This is a genomic window from Roseobacter insulae (genome assembly GCF_019375555.1).
Classification (GTDB): domain Bacteria; phylum Pseudomonadota; class Alphaproteobacteria; order Rhodobacterales; family Rhodobacteraceae; genus Roseobacter; species Roseobacter insulae.
Map to the genome: position 1 here is coordinate 45,176 of NZ_JAHXDN010000001.1, position 19,548 is coordinate 64,723.

Sequence of the window (19,548 nt, forward strand, 5' to 3'; positions counted from 1 at the left end):
AATTTGCCCTTGGTAACCTGCCTCAGCACCGGCGGATGGAGGCTGTTCGCATGGCATACGACCCGATTGAGAAAAACCCCGAAATCGCGCGCCGCGCCAATATGGCCGACTACGCGCGTGCGCGGGCCGAATTCTCGTGGGACGCTGCGAGAAAACAGATCGACGGGTTCCCGGGCGGTCGGCTGAACATCGCACATGAGGCCATTGATCGGCATGCGCGCTCAGGGCACGGCGCACAGGTCGCCCTGCGATGGATATCGAAGTCCGGTCAGCGACAGGATTTCACGTATCAGGACCTCAGCCGACAGACGAACCGCTTTGCAAATGTCCTCAAGGGCAAGGGGATCGGGCGCGGCGACAAGGTCTTTGCCCTGCTCGGCCGCGTGCCGGAGCTTTACATCGCGGCACTTGGCACCCTCAAGACCGGTGCGGTCTTCTGTCCCCTGTTCTCGGCATTCGGCCCGGAACCGATCCGCTCGCGGATGGAGATCGGCGGGGCACATGCCGTCGTCACATCCGGCAGGCTTTACAAGCGCAAGCTGAAATCGCTGCGCGCAGACCTGCCCGATCTGCAGACGGTTTTCCTGACGGATGGCCAAGACCCCGGCACCGAGACACTCCCATCCCTGATGGCGCAGGCGGCGGAAGATTTCGACACCGTGCCGATGGCCGCCGAAGACCCGGCGCTGCTGCATTTCACTTCCGGGACAACCGGTACGCCAAAAGGCGTTGTTCACGTGCACGAGGCCGTGGTCGCGCATCACGTGACCGGGCAATACGCGCTCGACCTGAAACCCGGTGACGTCTACTGGTGCACAGCCGACCCGGGCTGGGTGACGGGCACCTCCTACGGCATCATCGCCCCGCTGACCAACCGGGTGACGATGATCGTCGATGAGGCGGAATTCGATGTGACGCGCTGGTATGAGACCCTCGCAGGCGAAGCCGTCAATGTCTGGTACACGGCACCCACCGCCATTCGCATGCTGATGAAGGCAGGGGCCGGTGCCGCACAGGCCCAGGCCTTCCCTGCGCTGCGGTTCATGGCCAGCGTCGGCGAGCCGCTCAATCCCGAGGCGGTGATCTGGGGCAATGACACCTTCGGCATGCCGTTTCACGACAACTGGTGGCAGACGGAAACCGGCGGCATCATGATCGCTAATTTTGCGTCGATGGACGTCCGGCCCGGCTCCATGGGTCGGCCGATGCCGGGGATCGAGGCGGGCATTCTCGAGATAAGAGACGGCAGTGTCCGCGAGCTGACGGACCCGATGGCGATGGGGGAGCTGGCACTGCGCCCCGGCTGGCCATCGATGATGCGCGGCTACCTGCACGAAGCAGCGCGCTACCGCAAATGCTTCCGCGACGGCTGGTACCTCAGCGGTGATCTGGCGATGCGTGACGCAGAGGGGTACTTCTGGTTCGTGGGGCGCAGCAAGGACCTGATCAAGAGCGCGGGCCACCTGATTGGCCCCTTCGAGGTTGAAAGCGCGTTGATGTCGCATCCTGCCGTGGCCGAGGTCGGTGTCATTGGCGTTCCGGACGAGACCGCGGGCGAAATCGTCAAGGCCTACGTGGCCCTGAAACCCGGGCATACACCCAGCGAAGACCTGCGTCTGGAAATGCTCGGCCATGCGCGCAAGCACCTTGGACCCGCTGTCGCCCCCAAGGAGATTCTTTTTCGCCAGAACCTGCCCAAGACCCGCAGCGGCAAGATCATGCGCCGCCTGCTGAAGGCGCGCGAACTGGGTCTGCCGGAGGGAGACATTTCAACACTCGAAAGTGACGAGGCATGACCGACACATTAGACAAACCGCATCTGGACCACGCCCATGTGCGCAGCCTGTTAAAGGAAATGATCCGCATCCGCCGGTTCGAGGACACATGCGCGGAGCTGTACACCCTGCAGAAAATCCGCGGGTTTCTGCATCTTTACGACGGCGAGGAAGCGATTGCTGCGGGCATCATTCCCCTGCTGGGCGCAAAGGATCGCATTGTCGCCACCTACCGTGAGCATGGGCATGCCCTGGCCCGTGGCGTGCCGATGGGCGCAATTCTTGCGGAGATGTACGGCAAGGCTCAGGGCTGCGCCGGCGGGCGTGGCGGGTCGATGCATCTTTTCAGCCGGGATCACAATTTCTATGGTGGCAACGCAATCGTCGGTGGCGGCTTGCCTCTGGCTGTTGGTCTCGGGCTTGCCGACCGGATGGCCTCCGGCGGTGCGGTCACGGCGTGTTTTTTCGGCGAGGGAGCCGTGGCCGAAGGTGAATTTCACGAAAGCCTGAACCTTGCCGCGCTATGGCGTCTTCCGGTTCTTTTTATTTGCGAAAACAACGGCTACGCGATGGGGTCGGCGCTGGATCTGACAGAAGCGCAAACCGACATCGGCGCCAAGGTGCGAAGCTATGGCATTGACGCTCAGACCGTTGACGGCATGGATGTGGTTGCCGTCGAAGTTGCCGCGCGTCAGGCGTTAAAGGCCATTGCGGACACCGGCAGGCCGCAGTTTCTCGAATGCAAAACCTACCGGTTCCGCGCTCACTCCATGTTCGATGCACAGCTTTACAGGTCCAAAGAGGAAATTGCCGAGTGGCGCGAAAAAGGCCCCATCGTGCGGTTCGGCACCTGGCTCGCCCAGTCCGGCCTGCTGCATGAGCCCGAGGTAGCCAACATCACCGCCGAGGTCGACGCGGAAATCGCCGAGGCCGTCGCCTATGCGGATCGTGGCAGCGACGAGCCGGTGTCTGATCTGACGCGCTTTGTCATGGCACCCGAACGCCCCGCGCCGCCGGTTCCGGAACCGCCCGGCAAGATCGTGACGACAACCTACCGCGAGGCTGTAAAGGCCGCGATCACCGACGCGATGACCCGCGACGACCGGGTGTTCCTGATGGGCGAGGACGTGGGCCGCTACGGCGGGTGCTACGCAGTCAGCAAGGGCCTGCTGGACAAATTCGGCCCGGACCGGGTGCGCGATACGCCCCTGTCTGAATCCGGGTTTACCGGTGCGGGGATCGGGGCGGCGATAGCTGACATGCGCCCCATCGTGGAACTGATGACGGTCAACTTTTCCCTGCTGGCACTGGACCAGATCCTTAACACCGCGGCCACGCTGCGGCACATGTCCAACAACCAGTTCGGCGTGCCGCTTGTGATCCGCATGGCCACCGGCGCGGGCAAGCAACTCGCGGCACAGCATTCGCATAGTCTGGAAGGCTGGTATGCACATATCCCCGGGCTGCGGGTGCTGGCGCCTGCCACGCTGGAGGACGCGCGCGGCATGCTCTGGACCGCGTTGCAGGATCCCGACCCGGTGCTGATTTTCGAGAACGTGATGCTTTACAACCGCGAAGGCGCCTTGGCGGAAAACGCCGGTGCCGTGGACATCGACCGGGCTGTTGTGCGCGCGCAGGGGACCGATATCACCCTGATCACCTACGGGGGGTCGCTCTTCAAGACGCTGGACGCTGCCCAAGCGCTCGCCAGAGACGGCATTTCGGCGGAGGTGATCGACCTGCGCTCCCTGCGGCCCCTGGATATGGACCCGATTGTTGCATCCGTCGCCAAAACCCACCGCGCGCTGGTGGTCGACGAGGGATGGAAAAGCGGCAGTCTGGCGGCGGAGATCGGGATGCGGCTGGCCGAAGACTCGTTCTTCGATCTGGACGCGCCGCTGGCGCGGGTCTGCAGCGCGGAAGTGCCGATCCCCTATGCGCACCACCTTGAACAAGCCGCGATTCCGCAGACGGACAAGATCGTCGCGGCAGCGCGCAAGCTGATGGAGGCCACCCCGTGAGCTGTTTTCTGATGCCCTCTCTGGGCGCTGATATGGAGGCCGGAACCTTGGTAGAAAAATTGGTAGCTCCCGGTGACACCGTGCGACGCGGTGACGTCATCGGGGCGGTTGAAACGCAAAAGGGTGTCATCGAGATCGAGGTGTTCGAGGACGGCATTCTTGCAGACTGGCTGGTCAAAACCGGCGAGAAAGTCCCGGTCGGCACACCCCTTGCCACGATTCGCGGCGCAGGCGACCCCGCCCCGCCGGACCTGCCCAAACCCAAGCCGCCGGAACCAACCCCGCGCGAGGCACCGCAGCCCGTCGATCCGGTCGCGGACCCCCCGGCACCCGAAGAGGTGCCGCTGACAGACCCGGTGCCAACCGGCCCCACGCCGGAGATCCCGCAGACCCCGGACGTGGAAATCCCACCACCCGACAGCCAACGCCGTCGCATCACGCCAGCCGCACGACGCCTTGCGGCGGAACGCGGGGTTGATCTGTCGCGGCTCGACGTGACCTCTTCCGGGGTCATCTCCCGCGCCCGGATCGAGGCAGCCGCGCCGGATCCGCCATCGGCACCCGACCCGGGCATGCGCGGCGCGATTGCCGCCGCGATGTCGCGCTCCAAACGGGAGATACCGCATTACTATCTTTCGCATGAGGTGGATCTGACCGCGGTGGATGCTTTCGTGACCGCAGCCAATGCTGCCCGCCCGCCCGATACCCGTATCCTGCCGGGCGCGGTCTATGCCCGCGCGGTTGCAGAGGCTCTTGTCAAATATCCGGAATTCAACGGCTACTTCACCGATGGTCATTTTGAGCCCAGCGATGTCGTCAACCTCGGTTTCGCCATCACCCTGCGCGGCGGGGGCCTGATTGCCCCCGCGCTTCTGGACGCCGGCACCGTGGATCTCGATGCGCTGATGCAGGCCCTGCGCGACCTTGTTACCCGCGTCCGGGCAGGCCGGTTTCGGGCGCGCGAACTGTCCGATGCGACGATCACGCTCTCCAGCCTTGGCGAGCGCGGCGTCGATCAGCTGCATGGTGTCATCTATCCGCCGCAGGTCGCGATTGTCGGGATCGGAACGCCCCGGCTGCGCCCGTGGGTCCGCGACGGCAAGGTCACGCCCCGTCTGGCGGCAACCCTGACGCTCGCCGCGGATCACAGGGTCAGCGATGGCCGGCGGGGGGCCTCGTTTCTCAGATCGATCGACGGATTTTTGCAGGAGCCCGGGACACTATGACCCATGCGGATGCGGAAACCGCCCTGCGCGAGGAATTGCACAGGATCGCCCCCGATATCGACGTCGCACAGATCGACGCGGATGCGGACCTGCGGGAGGAATTCGACATCGATTCAATGGACTTCCTGACCCTCGTCACCGCGTTGTCGAAAAGGTTGGAGATCGAGATGCCGGATGCCGACTACCCCAGGATGCAGAGCTTCAACGCGCTTGTCCTCTATCTGGCGGGCAAGTCCGGCCAATGATCAGCCGGGGCGCAACATCGGCGCCATGTCCAGACGGTAATCCTCGCCCACACGAAACACCGTCTCATTGGGCACCTCGTACCAGTCTTCACCAAAGGTGACCGGCTCCGACGCGATCTCGATTGCCTGATAGGCGGTTTTTGGGTCGTGATGCACATGGGGCTGGCCGCAGATCGGGCAGTCGAAAATGTGATCGCGCGGCAGGTAGTAGAGCGACCGGTTCAGCCGCGACCCGACCATATGCGTGCCATCTGTCAGTACGATGTTCAGACCCACCCGCGCGTCGCGGTCGATCTCTGCCGACCACGCCACAATCTGCGCCAGACCGGCCCGCACTGTCGCCAGCAAGCCACGTTCGGGATGCTGCAGAAACAGGCTGAGCAGGTAGCGGAATATATGCTCGCTGTCGGTTGTGCCGCTGATCTCGGTGCGGTGAAGCGGGTCCATGTGTTCCAGCAGCCTGAACCTCACCCGATCGAAATTGGGGATCGTCCCATTATGCGCGAAAATCCAGCGGCCATGATGAAAGGGGTGGGTGTTTTCAATGCTCGTTCCCCCCACGGTCGCGCGCCGCACATGGGCCACCACCGTTTTTGCATAGACCCGCGCCGCTTTGCGGGTGAAATGTTCGCCATGAAACGCAGCCCACACCTGCTTTTCGATCATCGGCACACCGTCGGGATAGTCGGCAACGCCCCAGCCGTGGCCATGGGCGTAGCCCTGCATGTCGCCCTTGCTTTGCGCCATCAGCGCGTTTTGCGCTTTGACGAGACCGCATTCGACCTTGGTCGGTTCATTGGCGTGCATTGCATACAGTCGGCACATGGGTCGGGTCCTCTCGCTTCACCGCAGAAATTAGCAGGTCCTGCGGGCGCGGACTGATCTTGATCAAAACTGAGTCCGGTTGCGTGTTATAGTCGACGCTATGCCCAATTTTTCACCAACTGTTGAGCATGCGGGGGAGGACATCGCCAAAGCGCTTGTGCGCGATGAGCCTGCGTTCCTGTCCGCGCTGGATTTTGGGCCCTGTGTCAGACAGGGCACCGGCGACGGGCCATCGCTTCTGATCGGAGATTCGTCGGAGATTGCGCTTTTGTCGGCGGACAACGGGTCGCGGCTGGAGCATCGGATGGCCTTGCTTGCCCGGCGCGGGGATCACGTGCTGCTGCGCCGTCGTGACCCGGATTTCGAAGACTATCTGAGCACGTCCCTGGGTCTTGCAAACGTGACGTTCCACGAAGGCGACCCGCGCAGCCATGTGCCGCTGACCAAGCAGGCATGGACATCACAGGCATGGGTCGACACCTTCGCCGCACTTGCCGATCAGGCAAAGGGGCTGACCATCAAGTCTTATATAACAACCGGCCATATATGGCGGCTGGCGCAGCGCATCGGCGAGCGCTGCGGCCGCGTCATCCACGTCTGCGGTCCGTCGCCGCAGATCACAAGGCGGGCGAACGACAAGCTTTGGTTTGCGCAGGTGGCACGGCGCGTGCTGGGCGAAAACGCCACGCCGCCCACCCTTTCTGCCTATGGGCCGGCTGCGACAGCGGGACTCGTTCAGCGGATCGGCAAGACCGCCGACCATGTCATCGTAAAAGTGCCCGACAGCGCCGGCTCCGCCGGTAATCTGCGGCTCGATAGTACGGTGGTGCGCGGCATGCCCCTCGCCGACCTCAGGACGTTCCTGCTGGAGCGCCTCTATGCCCTCGGCTGGCACGACCGCTACCCGGTTCTGGTCGGCGTCTGGGATGAAGGCGTCGAAAGCAGCCCGTCGGTCCAGCTTTGGCTGCCTCATGCGGCGGCGGGGCCCCCGCAGGTCGAGGGCGTTTTCGAACAGCATGTGCAGACCGGCGCGGCCACCTTTGTCGGCGCCTCCCAATCGACCTTGGGGCGCGGGCTTCAAAACCGCCTGCGCCTGGACGCCAGGCGCCTTGCCGCCGTTTTCCAGCAATTGGGATATTACGGCAGATGCAGCCTCGACGCGGTCATTTGCCGGTCCCCGAGGGCGGCCCCCACGATTCACTGGATCGAATGCAACGCGCGGTGGGGCGGCGTTTCCATCCCCATGACCGTGGCACGCCAGCTGGGAGACAGCCGAACGCGCCGCGCCATTTCCATCGCACAGGAAGTGATGCCCGACCGGCACATGACAACCCGGGACCAACTGCTTTTGCTGCAGGACCTGTTGCTCAGGGTTGATCGGCAGACCACGGGCATCGTGATCCTGTCCCCACCCGACAGTTCCAGGGGGCTTGCCGCAAACCTCTTCGCCATCGCCGAGACGCAGCGCGCTGCCGCTGACCTGTTGCGCGACGCAATGCACAGGCTCATCAGGGCCGCGGAGTAGCGATGCCCGGTATCCGCGTGGCGGGCGGGGCAGCTGTGGCAGGGTTGAGACGTTAAGCGATTGATCCAACGCAATCATCGCGGAATAAAGGGCGCTATACTTGGCATCAGGCCAACCCCCATGGAGCGCGTGAATGGTTTTCATCACCTTGCAAACTGCCCCGGACATCCTCAGCAACACGGCGCTGGAAAAGACCCGCAGGCACCCGCGCCGGTCAGGGCAGACGCCACGCCCCATTCACATTCACGGTACAGGTCGGTAATCGACATTCATGCGCGCCTATGTCCTGATACCCCTCTACCTTTTTGTGGTCTGCCTGCCGGTCTTGCTGTCATGGGCAAGCGGTATGCCCGCCCGATCGTTTCGCAACGATCTTGCCTCCGGCCTCGGTCTGCTGGCATTTGCAATGATCCTGGTGGAATTCGTGCTGTCGGGCCGGTTCCGCTCGGTCTCGTCCGGTCTGGGCCTTGATATCACCATCCGCTTTCACCAGCTGGTCGCCCGAACGGCGCTGGCTTTCGCATTGGTGCATCCGTTTTTGTACCAATGGCTGCCCGGTCCGTCCAGACCGTGGGATCCGACCCGCCAACTCACCCTTACGAGCGATTTTGTCAGCCTGTTGTCCGGGATACTGGCCTTTGTGCTGCTGCCGGCTTTTGTCCTGTTGTCAATGAAACACGATGATCTGGACTACAGGTACGAGACATGGCGGCTGATCCACGGGCTTGGCGCTTTGCTGATCGCCGGTCTGCTGCTGCACCACGCGCTGAGTGCCGGGCGCTACAGCGCTGACCCGATGATGATCTGGATGTGGGGCACGATGACCGCCATCGCTGCATTCTCGCTGCTTGCCGTCTATGTTCTGAAACCCGCCTATCAGGCGGCACATCGCTGGCGCGTGTCCTCGGTGGCGCGACTCACGCCCCGGCAATGGGGGGTGACGATCACCCCGGACGGCCATGCCGGCACGCCTTACAAGGCCGGTCAATTTGTCTGGCTCAACATCGGCCACAGCCCCTTTTCCCTGCGCGAGAATCCGTTTTCGATCAGCTCCGCCCCCAGCGCGGGGCCGGACATGAGCTTTGTCATCAAGGAACTGGGAGATTTCACATCGACCCTTGACCAGATCGAGATCGGCGAGAAAGCCTATATCGACGGACCCCACGGCACACTGACGGTCGATGGTCGCGACGAACCCGGCATCGCCCTGATTGCGGGTGGCGTGGGGATCGCACCCCTGATCGGCATCCTGCGGGACCTGCATCTGGCACAGGACGCCCGGCAAAGGGTACTGGTCTACGGCAACCGCGCAGAAGAGCAGATCGTGTTCCAGGATGAAATCGACCGGCTGGCCAAGAGTGAGAACACCCAGGTCGTCTACGTACTGCAGGAGCCGCCGGACTACTGGTTCGGACCAAGCGGCCTTATTGACGCCGGTCTGATCACCCGCACCTTTGACAAGGGGCAGTTCGGCAGCTGGCTTTTCGTTTTATGCGGGCCAACAGCGATGATGACCAGCGTGGAGGAAGCTTTGATGGAGCATGGCGTTGCGCCGGATCGCATCCTGTCGGAACGGTTCCAGTATGATTAGATGGTTTCGACAGCGTACAGAGGAAGAGCGCGTCCGATGGGCGGTGATCATCACCAGCATCTTGGTTGTCTGCGTCCTTCTGGCCTTCGCGCTGAGATGATCACCGTGGTGACCCGGGTGCCCGGACGGCAAGGTTCTGTGCCGCGGGTCGGATGAGAGGTACGGCCACGGCCACCGGGGCGGCCCTTCCGGCTCATCGGCCTTTCGGGTGCGAATTGGCGTCATTTGACACCCGGGTTTGATCCACATCAGTTCAATAATGAGCCGATGCGTCATGATGGCCGGTGCCGCGCCTGTGCATCTTCGCAAGGAAGGCAAGAACCGGAGATTCGATATGGACAGAACAACAACGCTATTCGTCATCAATCAGGATACGCCCGACAACGTGATATCAGAGGTGGCCGACGCCGCGGCGGAAAAACAGGCGCGATTGAGCTGTCTGCTGCTCGGACCGGCCCCGCCCTTGCCCACCTACGCTTACGGTGTGCCGCCCTACGGTGCGATGAATATCCCGCCGAACTGGGTAAAAATCGTGGAAAAGGAACAGCAGGCGCTGAACCACCGGGTCAACGAGGTCGAGGCGCTTCTCGCGCGCAGCGGTCCTGCCGGCGACGTGATCGGGCATCTTTGCGCAACCACCGACATCAAGCATCTGGTCGGAACGCGGGCACGCGTTTGCGATATCGCCCATATCGCCCCGCATCTGCATGACGCGCCCGACATCATGCGCGAAGCTGCGCATGGCGTGCTGTTTCGCTCCCCGATAGGGTTGATGCTGAACGCGGCCCCTTACCGGCCGGTCTCCAGGGTCTTTGTCGCCTGGAACAGCAGCGATGCGGCGGCAAAGGCGGTGCACGCGGCGCTGCCCTACCTTCTGGCCGCGCAAGAGGTTGTGATCGGCTGTTTCGACCCGGTCATAACGGCAGACAAAGAAGGGGCAGATCCGGGCACGGATGTCGCAGCATGGCTCAGCCACCGGGGCTGCACCGTGACGGTCACCCAGTATCCAAGTGGCGGGCGCGAAATCGCCCAGTGTCTTCAGGACCGCGCAAAAGAGGGGGGTGCGGACCTCCTCGTGATGGGGGCCTATGGCCATACGCGCATGGTTCAGGCTGTTTTTGGCGGCACAACCCGGACACTGATGGAGCAGACCGACCTGCCGGTGCTGTTGGCGCATTAAGCCGCTGGACGTGACGCTGTTACGACCTGCAGACGCCGGGCCGGACGATCGCGCGCGACAACTGCGCCCCCTGTTTGCCCCGATGCCCAGAGACCGACGACTTCAGCTGCGGTCACCCGGGTGTGACGGCGTCTCGGAACGCGGCTTCCCTGCCCGCCTGAAATACCTGATGTCGGCCACGATCAGCGAAACGCCAAGGGGGATCATCCAGAACCCCAGAATCGGGAGGAAGCCCAGAATGCCCCCGATGATCAGAAGAATGCCGATCACGCTGCGCACCTTGGGGCGCAGGTATAAAGTGGACCGCGTTGCAATCTCTGAACTCCGGCGTTTCAACCGGTCAAGCTTCGATCCACGGGCTGTCATTGCCTTTGCTGATGTCCTTGCGCAGCACAAACGGCGGCATAAGCGGCGAAAATCACGCCAGAGGTGGTTTTTGCCATGATCGGCAGTTTTGCGGCGGGGGCCTTGATGTGCATCAAGCTCTGCCCCTGCCTCATATGATATCGGTCGCCTGCGGGCTGATATAGAGGTCCATATGTCATCAAGAGGTACAGGCGTGTGATAACCAAAAGGATCATCGCGATCGGTGTCGTCATTCTCGCAAGCGTCGCGATCTATTTTTACTGGAACACCCAGAACCGTGGAAGCCTCCCCGAAGGCATCGTGCAGGGCAACGGGCGTATTGAGGCCGTTCAGGTTGACATCTCGACCAAATACGCCGGTCGGGTCGCGGATGTTCTTGTGCATGAGGGCGATTTTGTCGAACCCGGCCAGATCGTTGCAAATGTCGAGATCTCCCAGCTTCAGGCGCAATTGCACCGCGCCAAGGCCGAGATTGCCAGTGCCGAAAGTCAGGTTGCCGCCGCAGAAGCGGAGGTCAAGATGAGCAAGGCGCAGCTGTCTCTGGCCGAGCAGGAACTGAACCGCGCCGCCAGCCTGCTGGAGCGCGGCCACACAACGCAGGAAAGCTACGACATCCGGCGCACCGCGCGGGATGTGGCGATCTCGACACTGGCGTCCGCCGTCGCCAAGCAGACCTCGCTTGAGCGCGGCGTGGACGCGGCGACAGCCACCGCAGAGGAAATCAGCACACAGATTCGGGATGGGGTGCTGATTTCGCCCGTGATGGGGCGCGTGCTGTACCGGCTGGCCGAACCGGGCGAGGTACTGGGCACGGGCGGCAAGGTGCTGACCGTCATCGATCAGGATGACATCTACATGGAGATTTTCCTGCCGGCAGCGCAGGCGCATCTGGTCAATGTGGGCAGCGAGGCCCGGATCAAACTCGATATCCTTGATGTCGCGATCCCGGCAACGGTCAGCTTCGTGTCGCCGGAATCGCAATTCACGCCCAAACAGGTGGAGACCTCGACAGAACGCGACAAGCTGGTGTTCCGGGTCAAAGTGCGGGTCATGCCCGAACTCGTCCGACAGAATATCGAACGCGTGAAAACCGGCCTGCGCGGTGTCGCCTACGTGCATCTGGACGGCGCGCCGGAGCCGGACTGGTCGTCTTTCCTGCAGGAACTGGACCTCGACGCGTCGGTGATGAACGAGACGCCTGATGCCGGATGATGCACAGGTATCGGAACATCGGATGGCGGCGCAGATCCGTGACCTGCGCCATGTCTATAAAACCGCAACACCGCTGGACGGGGTTACACTGGACATCCCCGAAGGCCGGATGGTCGGGCTGGTCGGACCGGACGGGGTTGGCAAATCCACATTGCTGAGCCTGATTGCCGGCGCCCGCAGGATGCAGAAAGGCAGTTTGCGGGTACTTGGCGGCGACATGGCCTCAAGCGCCCATTGCAGGGCGGTCAGCCGCAGGATCGCCTACATGCCTCAGGGGTTGGGCAAGAACCTCTACGAGACACTCAGCATCCACGAAAACCTCGACTTTTTCGGCAAGCTTTTTGGCCTTGGGCCCGAGCGCCGCGCGTCCCGCATCGAACAGTTGACCGAAGCAACCGGGCTGAACCCCTATCTGACGCGCCCGGTTGGCAAATTGTCGGGCGGCATGAAACAAAAACTGGGCCTGTGCTGCGCGCTGATCCATGACCCCGATCTGATGATCCTGGACGAGCCGACAACCGGTGTCGACCCGCTGTCACGGCGCCAGCTGTGGGAGTTGGTGGACGCGATCAAGGCAAGCCATCCGAAAATGAGCGTCATCGTCTCCACCGCCTATATGGATGAAGCGGAACGCTTTGATCAGCTGATAGCCATGGATGCAGGCCGCATTCTGGCCGTTGATACGCCCGAGGGGCTGAAGGCCCAGACCGGCACCGACACGATCGAAGCCGCCTTTGTGAAACTCCTGCCGCAAACCGCGACCGACGGGCACAGCCGGCTGGCAATTCCACCGCTGGATCATGTCGATACGCAGCCCGCGATCGTGGCAGAGGGCCTGACCCGGCGCTTCGGGGATTTTACTGCGGTGGACAATGTCAGTTTCCGCATCCGCGTGGGCGAGATTTTCGGCTTTCTGGGCTCCAATGGCTGCGGCAAGACCACCACGATGAAAATGCTCACCGGCCTGTTGCCCGCCTCCGAGGGCCAGGCATTCCTGTTTGGCAAACCCGTCGACACGAAAGGCACGGACATGCGCCGCCGCGTGGGCTACATGACACAGTCCTTTTCGCTCTTCGGGGAATTGACGGTGGTGCAGAACCTGCGGCTGCACGGCCGCCTGTTCCACCTGACGGCGGAAAAGACCAGCGCCCGGATCACCGAGCTGTGTGCCCGCTTCGGTCTTGATCCCTACCGCGATACGCATGCCGCAGCGCTGCCGCTGGGCATCCGCCAGCGGCTGTCCCTGGCGGTGGCGATCATTCATGAACCCGAAATGCTGATCCTGGACGAGCCGACATCCGGTGTCGATCCGGTGGCGCGCGACAGCTTCTGGGAGCTTCTCGTCGAGATCTCGCGCCGCGATCAGGTCACGATCTTCATTTCCACCCACTTCATGTCCGAAGCCATGCGATGTGACCGCATTTCACTGATGCACGAGGGCCGTGTCCTTGTTCGGGGCACGCCGGAGGATCTCGTGCGCCAGAAAAACGCCCCCGATCTCGAAGCCGCCTTCATCAGTTATATCGAGGATGACATCGGCACTCTCGGCGATAGCCGCGCCCGCGCGCAACAAGCCCTGAAAGACGCAACCGCCGCCGTCCCCGCCGCATCGCCAGAGCGACCGGGCCGCGTTCTGGCCGCGTTCGAGCGCACCTTTGCCTTCAGCACGCGCGAGGTGCTCGAAGTCCTGCGCGATCCGGTCCGCCTTGCATTCGCCTTCCTCGGCAGCATCTTTCTGCTGCTGATCATTGCATTCGGCATCTCCCACGACGTGGAGGACGTGACCTTCGCCGCACTGGATCTGGATCAGACCCCGGAAAGCCGCGCGTATCTGACACATTTCTCGGGCTCGCGCTATTTCATTGAACAGCCGGAGTTGCACAGCCCGACCGAATTCGAGACCCGGCTGAAATCCAATGACATCACGGTTGCGCTGGAAATTCCCCGTGGCTTCGGGGAAGACGTCAAGGGATCGTCGACGCCGGAAGTTTCCGCCTGGATCGACGGCGCCGATCCGCAGCGCGCCGGCACGATCGAAGGCTACGTGACCGGCGGGCACATGGAATATCTCGACCGGCACCTGAAAAACAGCGGTCTGGACATGTCTGACTTCGAACTGGTCACCGTCGAAACACGCTATCGCTACAATCCGTCGTTCGAGAGTATCTATGCCGTGGGCCCCTCCGTACCCGCCATGTTGCTCATGCTCTTCCCCGCCATTCTGATGGCCGTCAGCGTTGTGCGGGAAAAGGAGATCGGCACGATCACCAACTTCTACGTCACACCCACCAGCCGGCTGGAATTTCTGGTGGGCAAGCAGTTGCCCTACGTGATGATCGGTCTGGTGAATTTCGTAGCCATGTCGGTGCTGGTGGTCGTGGTTCTGGATGTGCCTCTGAAAGGCAGCATCCTGGCGCTGACGCTTGGCGCGCTGCTCTACGTGACCGCGGCGACGGGCTTTGGCCTGCTGGTATCGACCTTTACCCGCACACAGGTCGCAGCGGTATTCGCGACCGCCATCCTGTCGCTGCTGCCGACCATCCAGTTTTCCGGCATGCTGCAGCCCATCTCGACGCTGGAGGGGGGCGCGTGGCTGGTGGGCACCCTGTGGCCGACCAGCTATTTCGTGCATCTGAGCGTCGGCGCCTTCACCAAGGGCCTTGGCCCCGGCGACACCCTGCGGGATCTCGCGTATCTGCTGATCTATGCGCCGCTCTTCACGGTGATCTCCGCGATGCTTCTGAAAAAGCAGGAGGTCTGACGGATGCGGCAGCTCATGAATATATTCTGGTTGGGGATCAAAGAGCTACGCAGTTTCTTCAGCGATGTGGTCATGGTGATTTTCCTCGTCTGGTCTTTCACCTTTTCGATTTACAGCGAAGCAACCGGAAGCTCCGAAGACGTGAACAACGCCTCCGTTGCCATCGTGGATGAAGACCGCTCCGCCCTCTCCCGCCAGATCGTGACAGCGCTCTACCCGCCCTACTTCCGGACCCCCGAGGAGATCGCCGCGGCGGAAATAGATCGCAGCATGGATCAGAACAAATACATGTTCGTCCTGAGCATCCCCCCCGATTTCGAGCGCGACATCCGCCGGGGGGAGCGCCCCACCGTGCAACTGAACATCGACGCAACAGCCGTGGCGCAGGCCGCGCTGGGGGCGGGCTACCTGCAGGCGATCATCGAGGGTGAAGTGGCCCATTTCGCGCAGCAATTCGGCGATGAATACACACCGCCCGTTACGCTGGCCCTGCGGCGGGCGTTCAATCCCAACGGGTCGGATTCGTGGTTTCTCGCGATTAACGCCATTCTCAACAACCTCTCCATCCTGACCATCGTACTGACCGGGGCGGCGCTGCTGCGCGAACGTGAACACGGCACCATCGAACACCTGCTGATCATGCCACTCACCGCCTTTCAGATCGCGATGGCAAAGGTCTGGGCGAACGGGCTGGTTGTGCTGGTCGCCTTTTCGCTGTCGATGTTCTTCGTCGTTGAAAACCTGCTCGACGTGCCGATTGCAGGCTCAAAGCCGCTCTTGCTGCTGGGGGTCACCATCTACCTTTTCGCCGCCGCGGCGATTGGTATCCTGCTCGGCACCGTCGCCCGGACCATGGCGCAGTTTGCGCTGTTGATGCTGCTGACGATCATGCCCATGATGATGCTGTCCGGCGGTGTTGGCCCGATCGAAAGCCAGCCCGACTACATTCAGCCGATCACGTGGCTCCTGCCGTCCCGGCACTTCATGGAGTTTGCACAGGCGGTGGTTTTCCGCGGCGCCGAATTCGAAATCGTCTGGCGTCCGCTGTTCAACATGATCTGGCTGGGCTCGGTCTTCTTCACCATCAGCCTGATGCTGTTCCGTCGGTCGGTCACATCGCAACGCTGACGCCCCGATTGACACACGTCAAAACCAACCGGCCTGCCGGTGGGATAAGTCACCTGTCGCAATGATCGTAACGCTCAAGCATGGAGAATGGGGATGTTGATGTCACCAATGCTGTTCATATGTCTGTTTTTTGCCGGATTCGGGATGCTGCTGCTCGGCACCGGGGTGATCTGGTGGGTTTCCCTGCAGGCCAAACTGATCAACGAAATGACGAAGTCATGATCATGCGCGAATAAGACGGGGCCCCCGGCCGCCCCCTACCAACTGGCGGAGATGTACTGGGTTTCCATGAATTCCAGCATGCCCTCGTGTCCGCCTTCGCGACCCAACCCCGACTGCTTGACCCCGCCAAACGGTGCTGCCGGGTCGCTGACCAGACCGCGGTTGAGACCCACCATGCCGTATTCCAGACGCTCGCAAACCTGCAGGGCGCGTCTGAAATCCTGCGAGAAAACATAGGCGACCAGCCCGTATTCGGTGTTATTGGCCCGGGCAATGGCGTCCTCGGTGTCCGTGAAGGTCTGAATTGCGGCGACAGGTCCGAAAATTTCATCCGTCACGCAATCCGCGTCTTCCGGCACGTTCGACAGCACCGTGGGCGGGTAAAAGAACCCCGTGCCCTCCGGCGTGGTCCCGCCACATTCCAGCGTTGCCCCTTTCGCGACAGCATCCGCGACGAAACCGGCCACCTTGTCACAGGTATCGGCGTTGATCAGCGGGCCCACATCAACCGAGGGGTCGCTGCCGTCGCCAAGTTTCAGCGCCGACATCTCGGCGGTCAGGCGGCGGGTAAACTCCTCAGCGATGGCGTCATGCACATAGATGCGGTTGGCGGCGGTGCAGGCTTCGCCCAGATTGCGCATCTTGGCCAGCATCGTACCGTCGATTGCCGTCTCCATATCGGCGTCTTCCAGCACCAGGACGGGCGCGTTGCCGCCCAGTTCCATCGCCGGTTTCAGCACTTGGTCGGCGGCCCCCTTCAACAGCTTGCGCCCCACGCCGGTGGAGCCGGTAAAGCTGATCACACGCACGCGCGGGTCCTGCATCATATGATCAACCAGCGCCCCGGTGCGCCGGGAAGGCAACACGTTGACCAACCCCGGCGGCACACCCGCCTCCGCCAACAGCGGCATCAGCGCCAGCATGGTCAGGGGCGTTTCCGATGCCGGCTTGATGATCACCGCGCATCCTGCGGCAAGCGCGGGTGCGATTTTGCGCGTGCCCATGGCGGCGGGATAGTTCCAGGGCGTCACCAGCACCGCCAGCCCCGCCGGTTTGTGCTGCACCACGATCCGTGCGCCGGACCCGGGGGCATGGGTGATCATCCCGTCCGCGCGCACCGCTTCCTCGGCGAACCAGCGGAAGAATTCCGCGGCATAGCGCGCCTCCCCCATCGCATCGGCGCGGGCCTTGCCGTTTTCCAGCGTGATCAGATCGGCAAAATCCTCCAGACGGGCGGTCATCAGGTCCCATGCCCTGCGCAACACCTCGGATCGGTCACGCGGCGTTCGGGCGACCCAGTCTGCCATCGCCGTTTCCGCGGCGTCGAGGGCTGCATCGGCATCGGCGATCTCGGCGGAGGCAACCGTGGTAATGACCTTCTCGGTCGCAGGGTTGATCACGTCGAAACGCAGGTTGGCGGCCCCTGCCCGCCATTGGCCGTTGATGTACAGATCGGTGTGTTTCATGTGAGATCCAGTTCGCTCAAAGCAGGTGATGCAAGGGGTCGGCGAGGCGCTCTGCAAATCCCGACATCAGGGCGATTGCGGCGGCGTCATCCAGTTGGCCAGTGGTGAAATCAAGGCTCAGGCGCAGCCACTCGCCGTCGCTCGCAATGCTGAGAACGGGCGTCGCGTCAGCGCTCAGGCGCAACCCGGTGATCGGACTGCCCGTCAGGTCCCTCAACACAATGTCCGCCGCATCAGTCGGCGCTGCGACCTGATGCAGCAGCCGCGTCTTGTCGGGGTTCAGCACGGCACCTGTCGCGCCGGTCAGATCGGAAAGCATCACGGTCAGATCACCGGCATCCGGCACGGCGCGGCGCATCGCACCGGCGGCAAAGCTGGCCCAGAGCGCAGTGGCGGCAATACTGATCCCACCGTCTTCCAGCATCCACGCGAGAAATTCATCGGTCCCGGCGCGCGGCGCGCTGGCGGTGATCTGAAACAGCCCGGGCGCGATGTCCGGGCCATTGCGGCCTGCCACCGGCAGATCTTTCAGCACCTCGATATCCACAGCGCGATAGGGTTGCGGATGCCCGGCGGCAACCAGTCGGTTGAGGTCCAGCCCCGCCTGATGGGCAAGCCGCCGCGCCTTGGGGGACGCGAGAACACGGCCGTCGCCCGCTGGGGCCTCGGCCTTCCGTGCCTGCGGCGGCCGCGGTGCGGGCGCATCGGGCTTTGTGACCGGCGTGTCGGCCTGCGCCACCGGCTTTGCGGCAGGCTGCATCGTGGGCGCCTGGGGTTTTTCTGCGCTAATAATCGCGATGGTCTGACCGGTCGGGACGTCCTCTCCCGGCTCTGCCAGCAGCGCCGATATGTATCCATCCGCCCCGGCGGGCACTTCCATCGTGCTCTTGTCGGTCTCAACCTCGAACAACACATCCTCGGCGGTTACCGCGTCACCCGGCGCTTTCTGCCATGTGACCAGCAGGCCGGAGTCCTGCGCCATGCCAAGCACTGGCATGATCACCTCATGCGGCATCTATCATCTCCCCGGACATCAGCTTGCGGGCGGTGTCGGCAACGCCTTCGGGCGTGGGCACGGTGATATCTTCCAAAGCCGGGGAAAACGGCACCGGCACATCCATCGCGCCCATCCGCAGCGCCGGTGCATCCAGATGATAGAAGGCCTTCTCGTTGATCCGGCTGGCGATTTCCGCCGTGACACCAAAGCTCTGGTGCCCTTCATCCACAACGATCACGCGGCTGGTTTTCCGGGCCGAGGCCAGCAGCGTGGCCTCGTCCAACGGCACGATCGTGCGCGGGTCGATCACTTCCGCGGAAATCCCCTCGGCGGCAAGCAGGTCAGCGGCCTTTTCACAGACCTGCACCATGGAGGATGTCCCGATCAGCGTGACATCCGTGCCGTCGCGTTTGATATTGGCCTCGCCGAAGGGGATCAGGAATTCCTCTTCCGGCACCGGGGCCTTGTCCTGATACATCAGCTTGTCTTCGAAGATCACCACCGGGTTGTCGTCCCGGATCGCGGTTTTCAGCAGCCCCTTGGCCTCGTAGGCCGAACTGGGCAGCGCAACCTTCAGACCGGGGATATGGGCCACCAGCGCATGCAGCGATTGCGAATGCTGGGCCGCCGACCGCCGTGTCGCCCCGAGGTTGGTGCGCAGGACCAGCGGCGCGCTCATCTTGCCGCCCGACATGTAGTGGGTCTTGGCCGCCTGATTGCACAGCTGATCCATGATCAGAAAAATGAAATCTCCGAACATCAGGTCGACGATGGGCCGGGTGCCGGTCATCGCAGCCCCCACGGCCAGCCCCATGAACCCCGGCTCCGCAATCGGCGTGTCGACCACGCGGCTGGTCCCGAATTCCTCGACGAGGCCGGACAGGATCTTGAACGGCGTGCCGGCCTCCGCCACGTCCTCGCCAATGATGAAGGTGGTCGGGTCGCGGCGCATTTCCTCGGCCAGCGCTTCGTTCACGGCCTGCGACAGTGTAATTTCCCGCATCTCTC

At 62.8% G+C, this 19,548-nt stretch carries 17 protein-coding genes; 12 read left to right on the forward strand and 5 right to left on the reverse strand.

The window, feature by feature from the left end:
• The first annotated feature begins 50 nt into the window (after window positions 1-50).
• The 4 genes from acsA to KX928_RS00240 are packed head-to-tail and all read left to right on the forward strand — an operon-like array spanning window position 51 to window position 5,267.
• Window positions 51-1,796 (forward strand): acetate--CoA ligase, encoded by a 1,746-nt coding sequence (acsA, locus tag KX928_RS00225; protein ID WP_219497645.1) that lies wholly within the window; start codon window positions 51-53, stop codon window positions 1,794-1,796.
• Complete coding sequence (pdhA, locus tag KX928_RS00230) at window positions 1,793-3,796, forward strand: pyruvate dehydrogenase (acetyl-transferring) E1 component subunit alpha (RefSeq protein WP_219497647.1); 2,004 nt, start codon at window positions 1,793-1,795, stop codon at window positions 3,794-3,796. Before acsA ends, pdhA begins: the two co-directional genes overlap by 4 nt.
• Entirely contained in the window at window positions 3,793-5,022 is a 1,230-nt protein-coding gene (locus KX928_RS00235) for a dihydrolipoamide acetyltransferase family protein (protein ID WP_219497649.1), read from the forward strand. The genes pdhA and KX928_RS00235 overlap by 4 nt, the downstream gene beginning before the upstream one ends.
• Window positions 5,019-5,267, forward strand: a complete 249-nt coding sequence (locus KX928_RS00240; protein ID WP_219497652.1) for an acyl carrier protein — start codon at window positions 5,019-5,021, stop codon at window positions 5,265-5,267. The genes KX928_RS00235 and KX928_RS00240 overlap by 4 nt, the downstream gene beginning before the upstream one ends.
• Here KX928_RS00240 and KX928_RS00245 read toward each other — a convergent pair whose 3' ends face one another.
• A complete protein-coding gene (locus KX928_RS00245; protein WP_219497654.1) occupies window positions 5,268-6,092 on the reverse strand; it encodes a class II glutamine amidotransferase in 825 nt (274 codons plus the stop codon). It abuts the gene before it with no gap.
• Window positions 6,093-6,192: 100 nt separating this feature from the next.
• Between KX928_RS00245 and KX928_RS00250 the strand changes: the two genes are divergently transcribed.
• The 4 genes from KX928_RS00250 (at window position 6,193) to KX928_RS00260 (ending at window position 10,388) form a co-directional block, all read left to right on the forward strand.
• Window positions 6,193-7,617 carry a preATP grasp domain-containing protein gene (locus KX928_RS00250; RefSeq protein ID WP_219497655.1) on the forward strand — a complete coding sequence of 475 codons (1,425 nt, stop codon included), beginning with the start codon at window positions 6,193-6,195 and terminating at the stop codon, window positions 7,615-7,617.
• 133 nt (window positions 7,618-7,750) lie between these two features.
• A complete protein-coding gene (locus tag KX928_RS23900) occupies window positions 7,751-7,879 on the forward strand; it encodes a hypothetical protein (protein ID WP_257883455.1) in 129 nt (42 codons plus the stop codon).
• A 9-nt stretch (window positions 7,880-7,888) separates the two neighbouring features.
• Window positions 7,889-9,208 carry a ferredoxin reductase family protein gene (locus KX928_RS00255; RefSeq protein ID WP_219497657.1) on the forward strand — a complete coding sequence of 440 codons (1,320 nt, stop codon included), beginning with the start codon at window positions 7,889-7,891 and terminating at the stop codon, window positions 9,206-9,208.
• A 334-nt stretch (window positions 9,209-9,542) separates the two neighbouring features.
• Window positions 9,543-10,388: a universal stress protein gene (locus tag KX928_RS00260; protein ID WP_219497659.1), complete on the forward strand. Its 846-nt coding sequence runs from the start codon at window positions 9,543-9,545 to the stop codon at window positions 10,386-10,388.
• 102 nt (window positions 10,389-10,490) lie between these two features.
• Here the strand turns inward: KX928_RS00260 and KX928_RS00265 are convergent, their stop codons facing one another.
• Window positions 10,491-10,754, reverse strand: a complete 264-nt coding sequence (locus KX928_RS00265; protein WP_219497660.1) for a hypothetical protein — start codon at window positions 10,752-10,754, stop codon at window positions 10,491-10,493.
• Window positions 10,755-10,949: 195 nt separating this feature from the next.
• Between KX928_RS00265 and KX928_RS00270 the strand changes: the two genes are divergently transcribed.
• The 4 genes from KX928_RS00270 to KX928_RS23905 all read left to right on the forward strand — a co-directional run bounded on the left by KX928_RS00270 (window position 10,950) and on the right by KX928_RS23905 (window position 16,077).
• Entirely contained in the window at window positions 10,950-11,966 is a 1,017-nt protein-coding gene (locus tag KX928_RS00270) for an HlyD family secretion protein (protein WP_219497662.1), read from the forward strand.
• On the forward strand, window positions 11,956-14,727 hold the full coding sequence (gene rbbA, locus KX928_RS00275) for a ribosome-associated ATPase/putative transporter RbbA (RefSeq protein WP_257883456.1): 2,772 nt from the start codon (window positions 11,956-11,958) through the stop codon (window positions 14,725-14,727). Before KX928_RS00270 ends, rbbA begins: the two co-directional genes overlap by 11 nt.
• A 15-nt stretch (window positions 14,728-14,742) precedes the next feature.
• Window positions 14,743-15,855 carry an ABC transporter permease gene (locus KX928_RS00280; protein ID WP_257883457.1) on the forward strand — a complete coding sequence of 371 codons (1,113 nt, stop codon included), beginning with the start codon at window positions 14,743-14,745 and terminating at the stop codon, window positions 15,853-15,855.
• A 93-nt stretch (window positions 15,856-15,948) separates the two neighbouring features.
• Complete coding sequence (locus tag KX928_RS23905; protein ID WP_257883458.1) at window positions 15,949-16,077, forward strand: hypothetical protein; 129 nt, start codon at window positions 15,949-15,951, stop codon at window positions 16,075-16,077.
• Between the two features lie 35 nt (window positions 16,078-16,112).
• Here the strand turns inward: KX928_RS23905 and KX928_RS00285 are convergent, their stop codons facing one another.
• The 3 genes from KX928_RS00285 to KX928_RS00295 are packed head-to-tail and all read right to left on the reverse strand — an operon-like array spanning window position 16,113 to window position 19,543.
• Window positions 16,113-17,543: an NAD-dependent succinate-semialdehyde dehydrogenase gene (locus KX928_RS00285; RefSeq protein ID WP_219497667.1), complete on the reverse strand. Its 1,431-nt coding sequence runs from the start codon at window positions 17,541-17,543 to the stop codon at window positions 16,113-16,115.
• A gap of 16 nt (window positions 17,544-17,559) precedes the next feature.
• Entirely contained in the window at window positions 17,560-18,558 is a 999-nt protein-coding gene (locus KX928_RS00290) for a biotin/lipoyl-containing protein (RefSeq protein ID WP_219497669.1), read from the reverse strand.
• On the reverse strand, window positions 18,548-19,543 hold the full coding sequence (locus KX928_RS00295) for an alpha-ketoacid dehydrogenase subunit beta (protein WP_219497671.1): 996 nt from the start codon (window positions 19,541-19,543) through the stop codon (window positions 18,548-18,550). Before KX928_RS00295 ends, KX928_RS00290 begins: the two co-directional genes overlap by 11 nt.
• Window positions 19,544-19,548 lie beyond the last annotated feature (5 nt).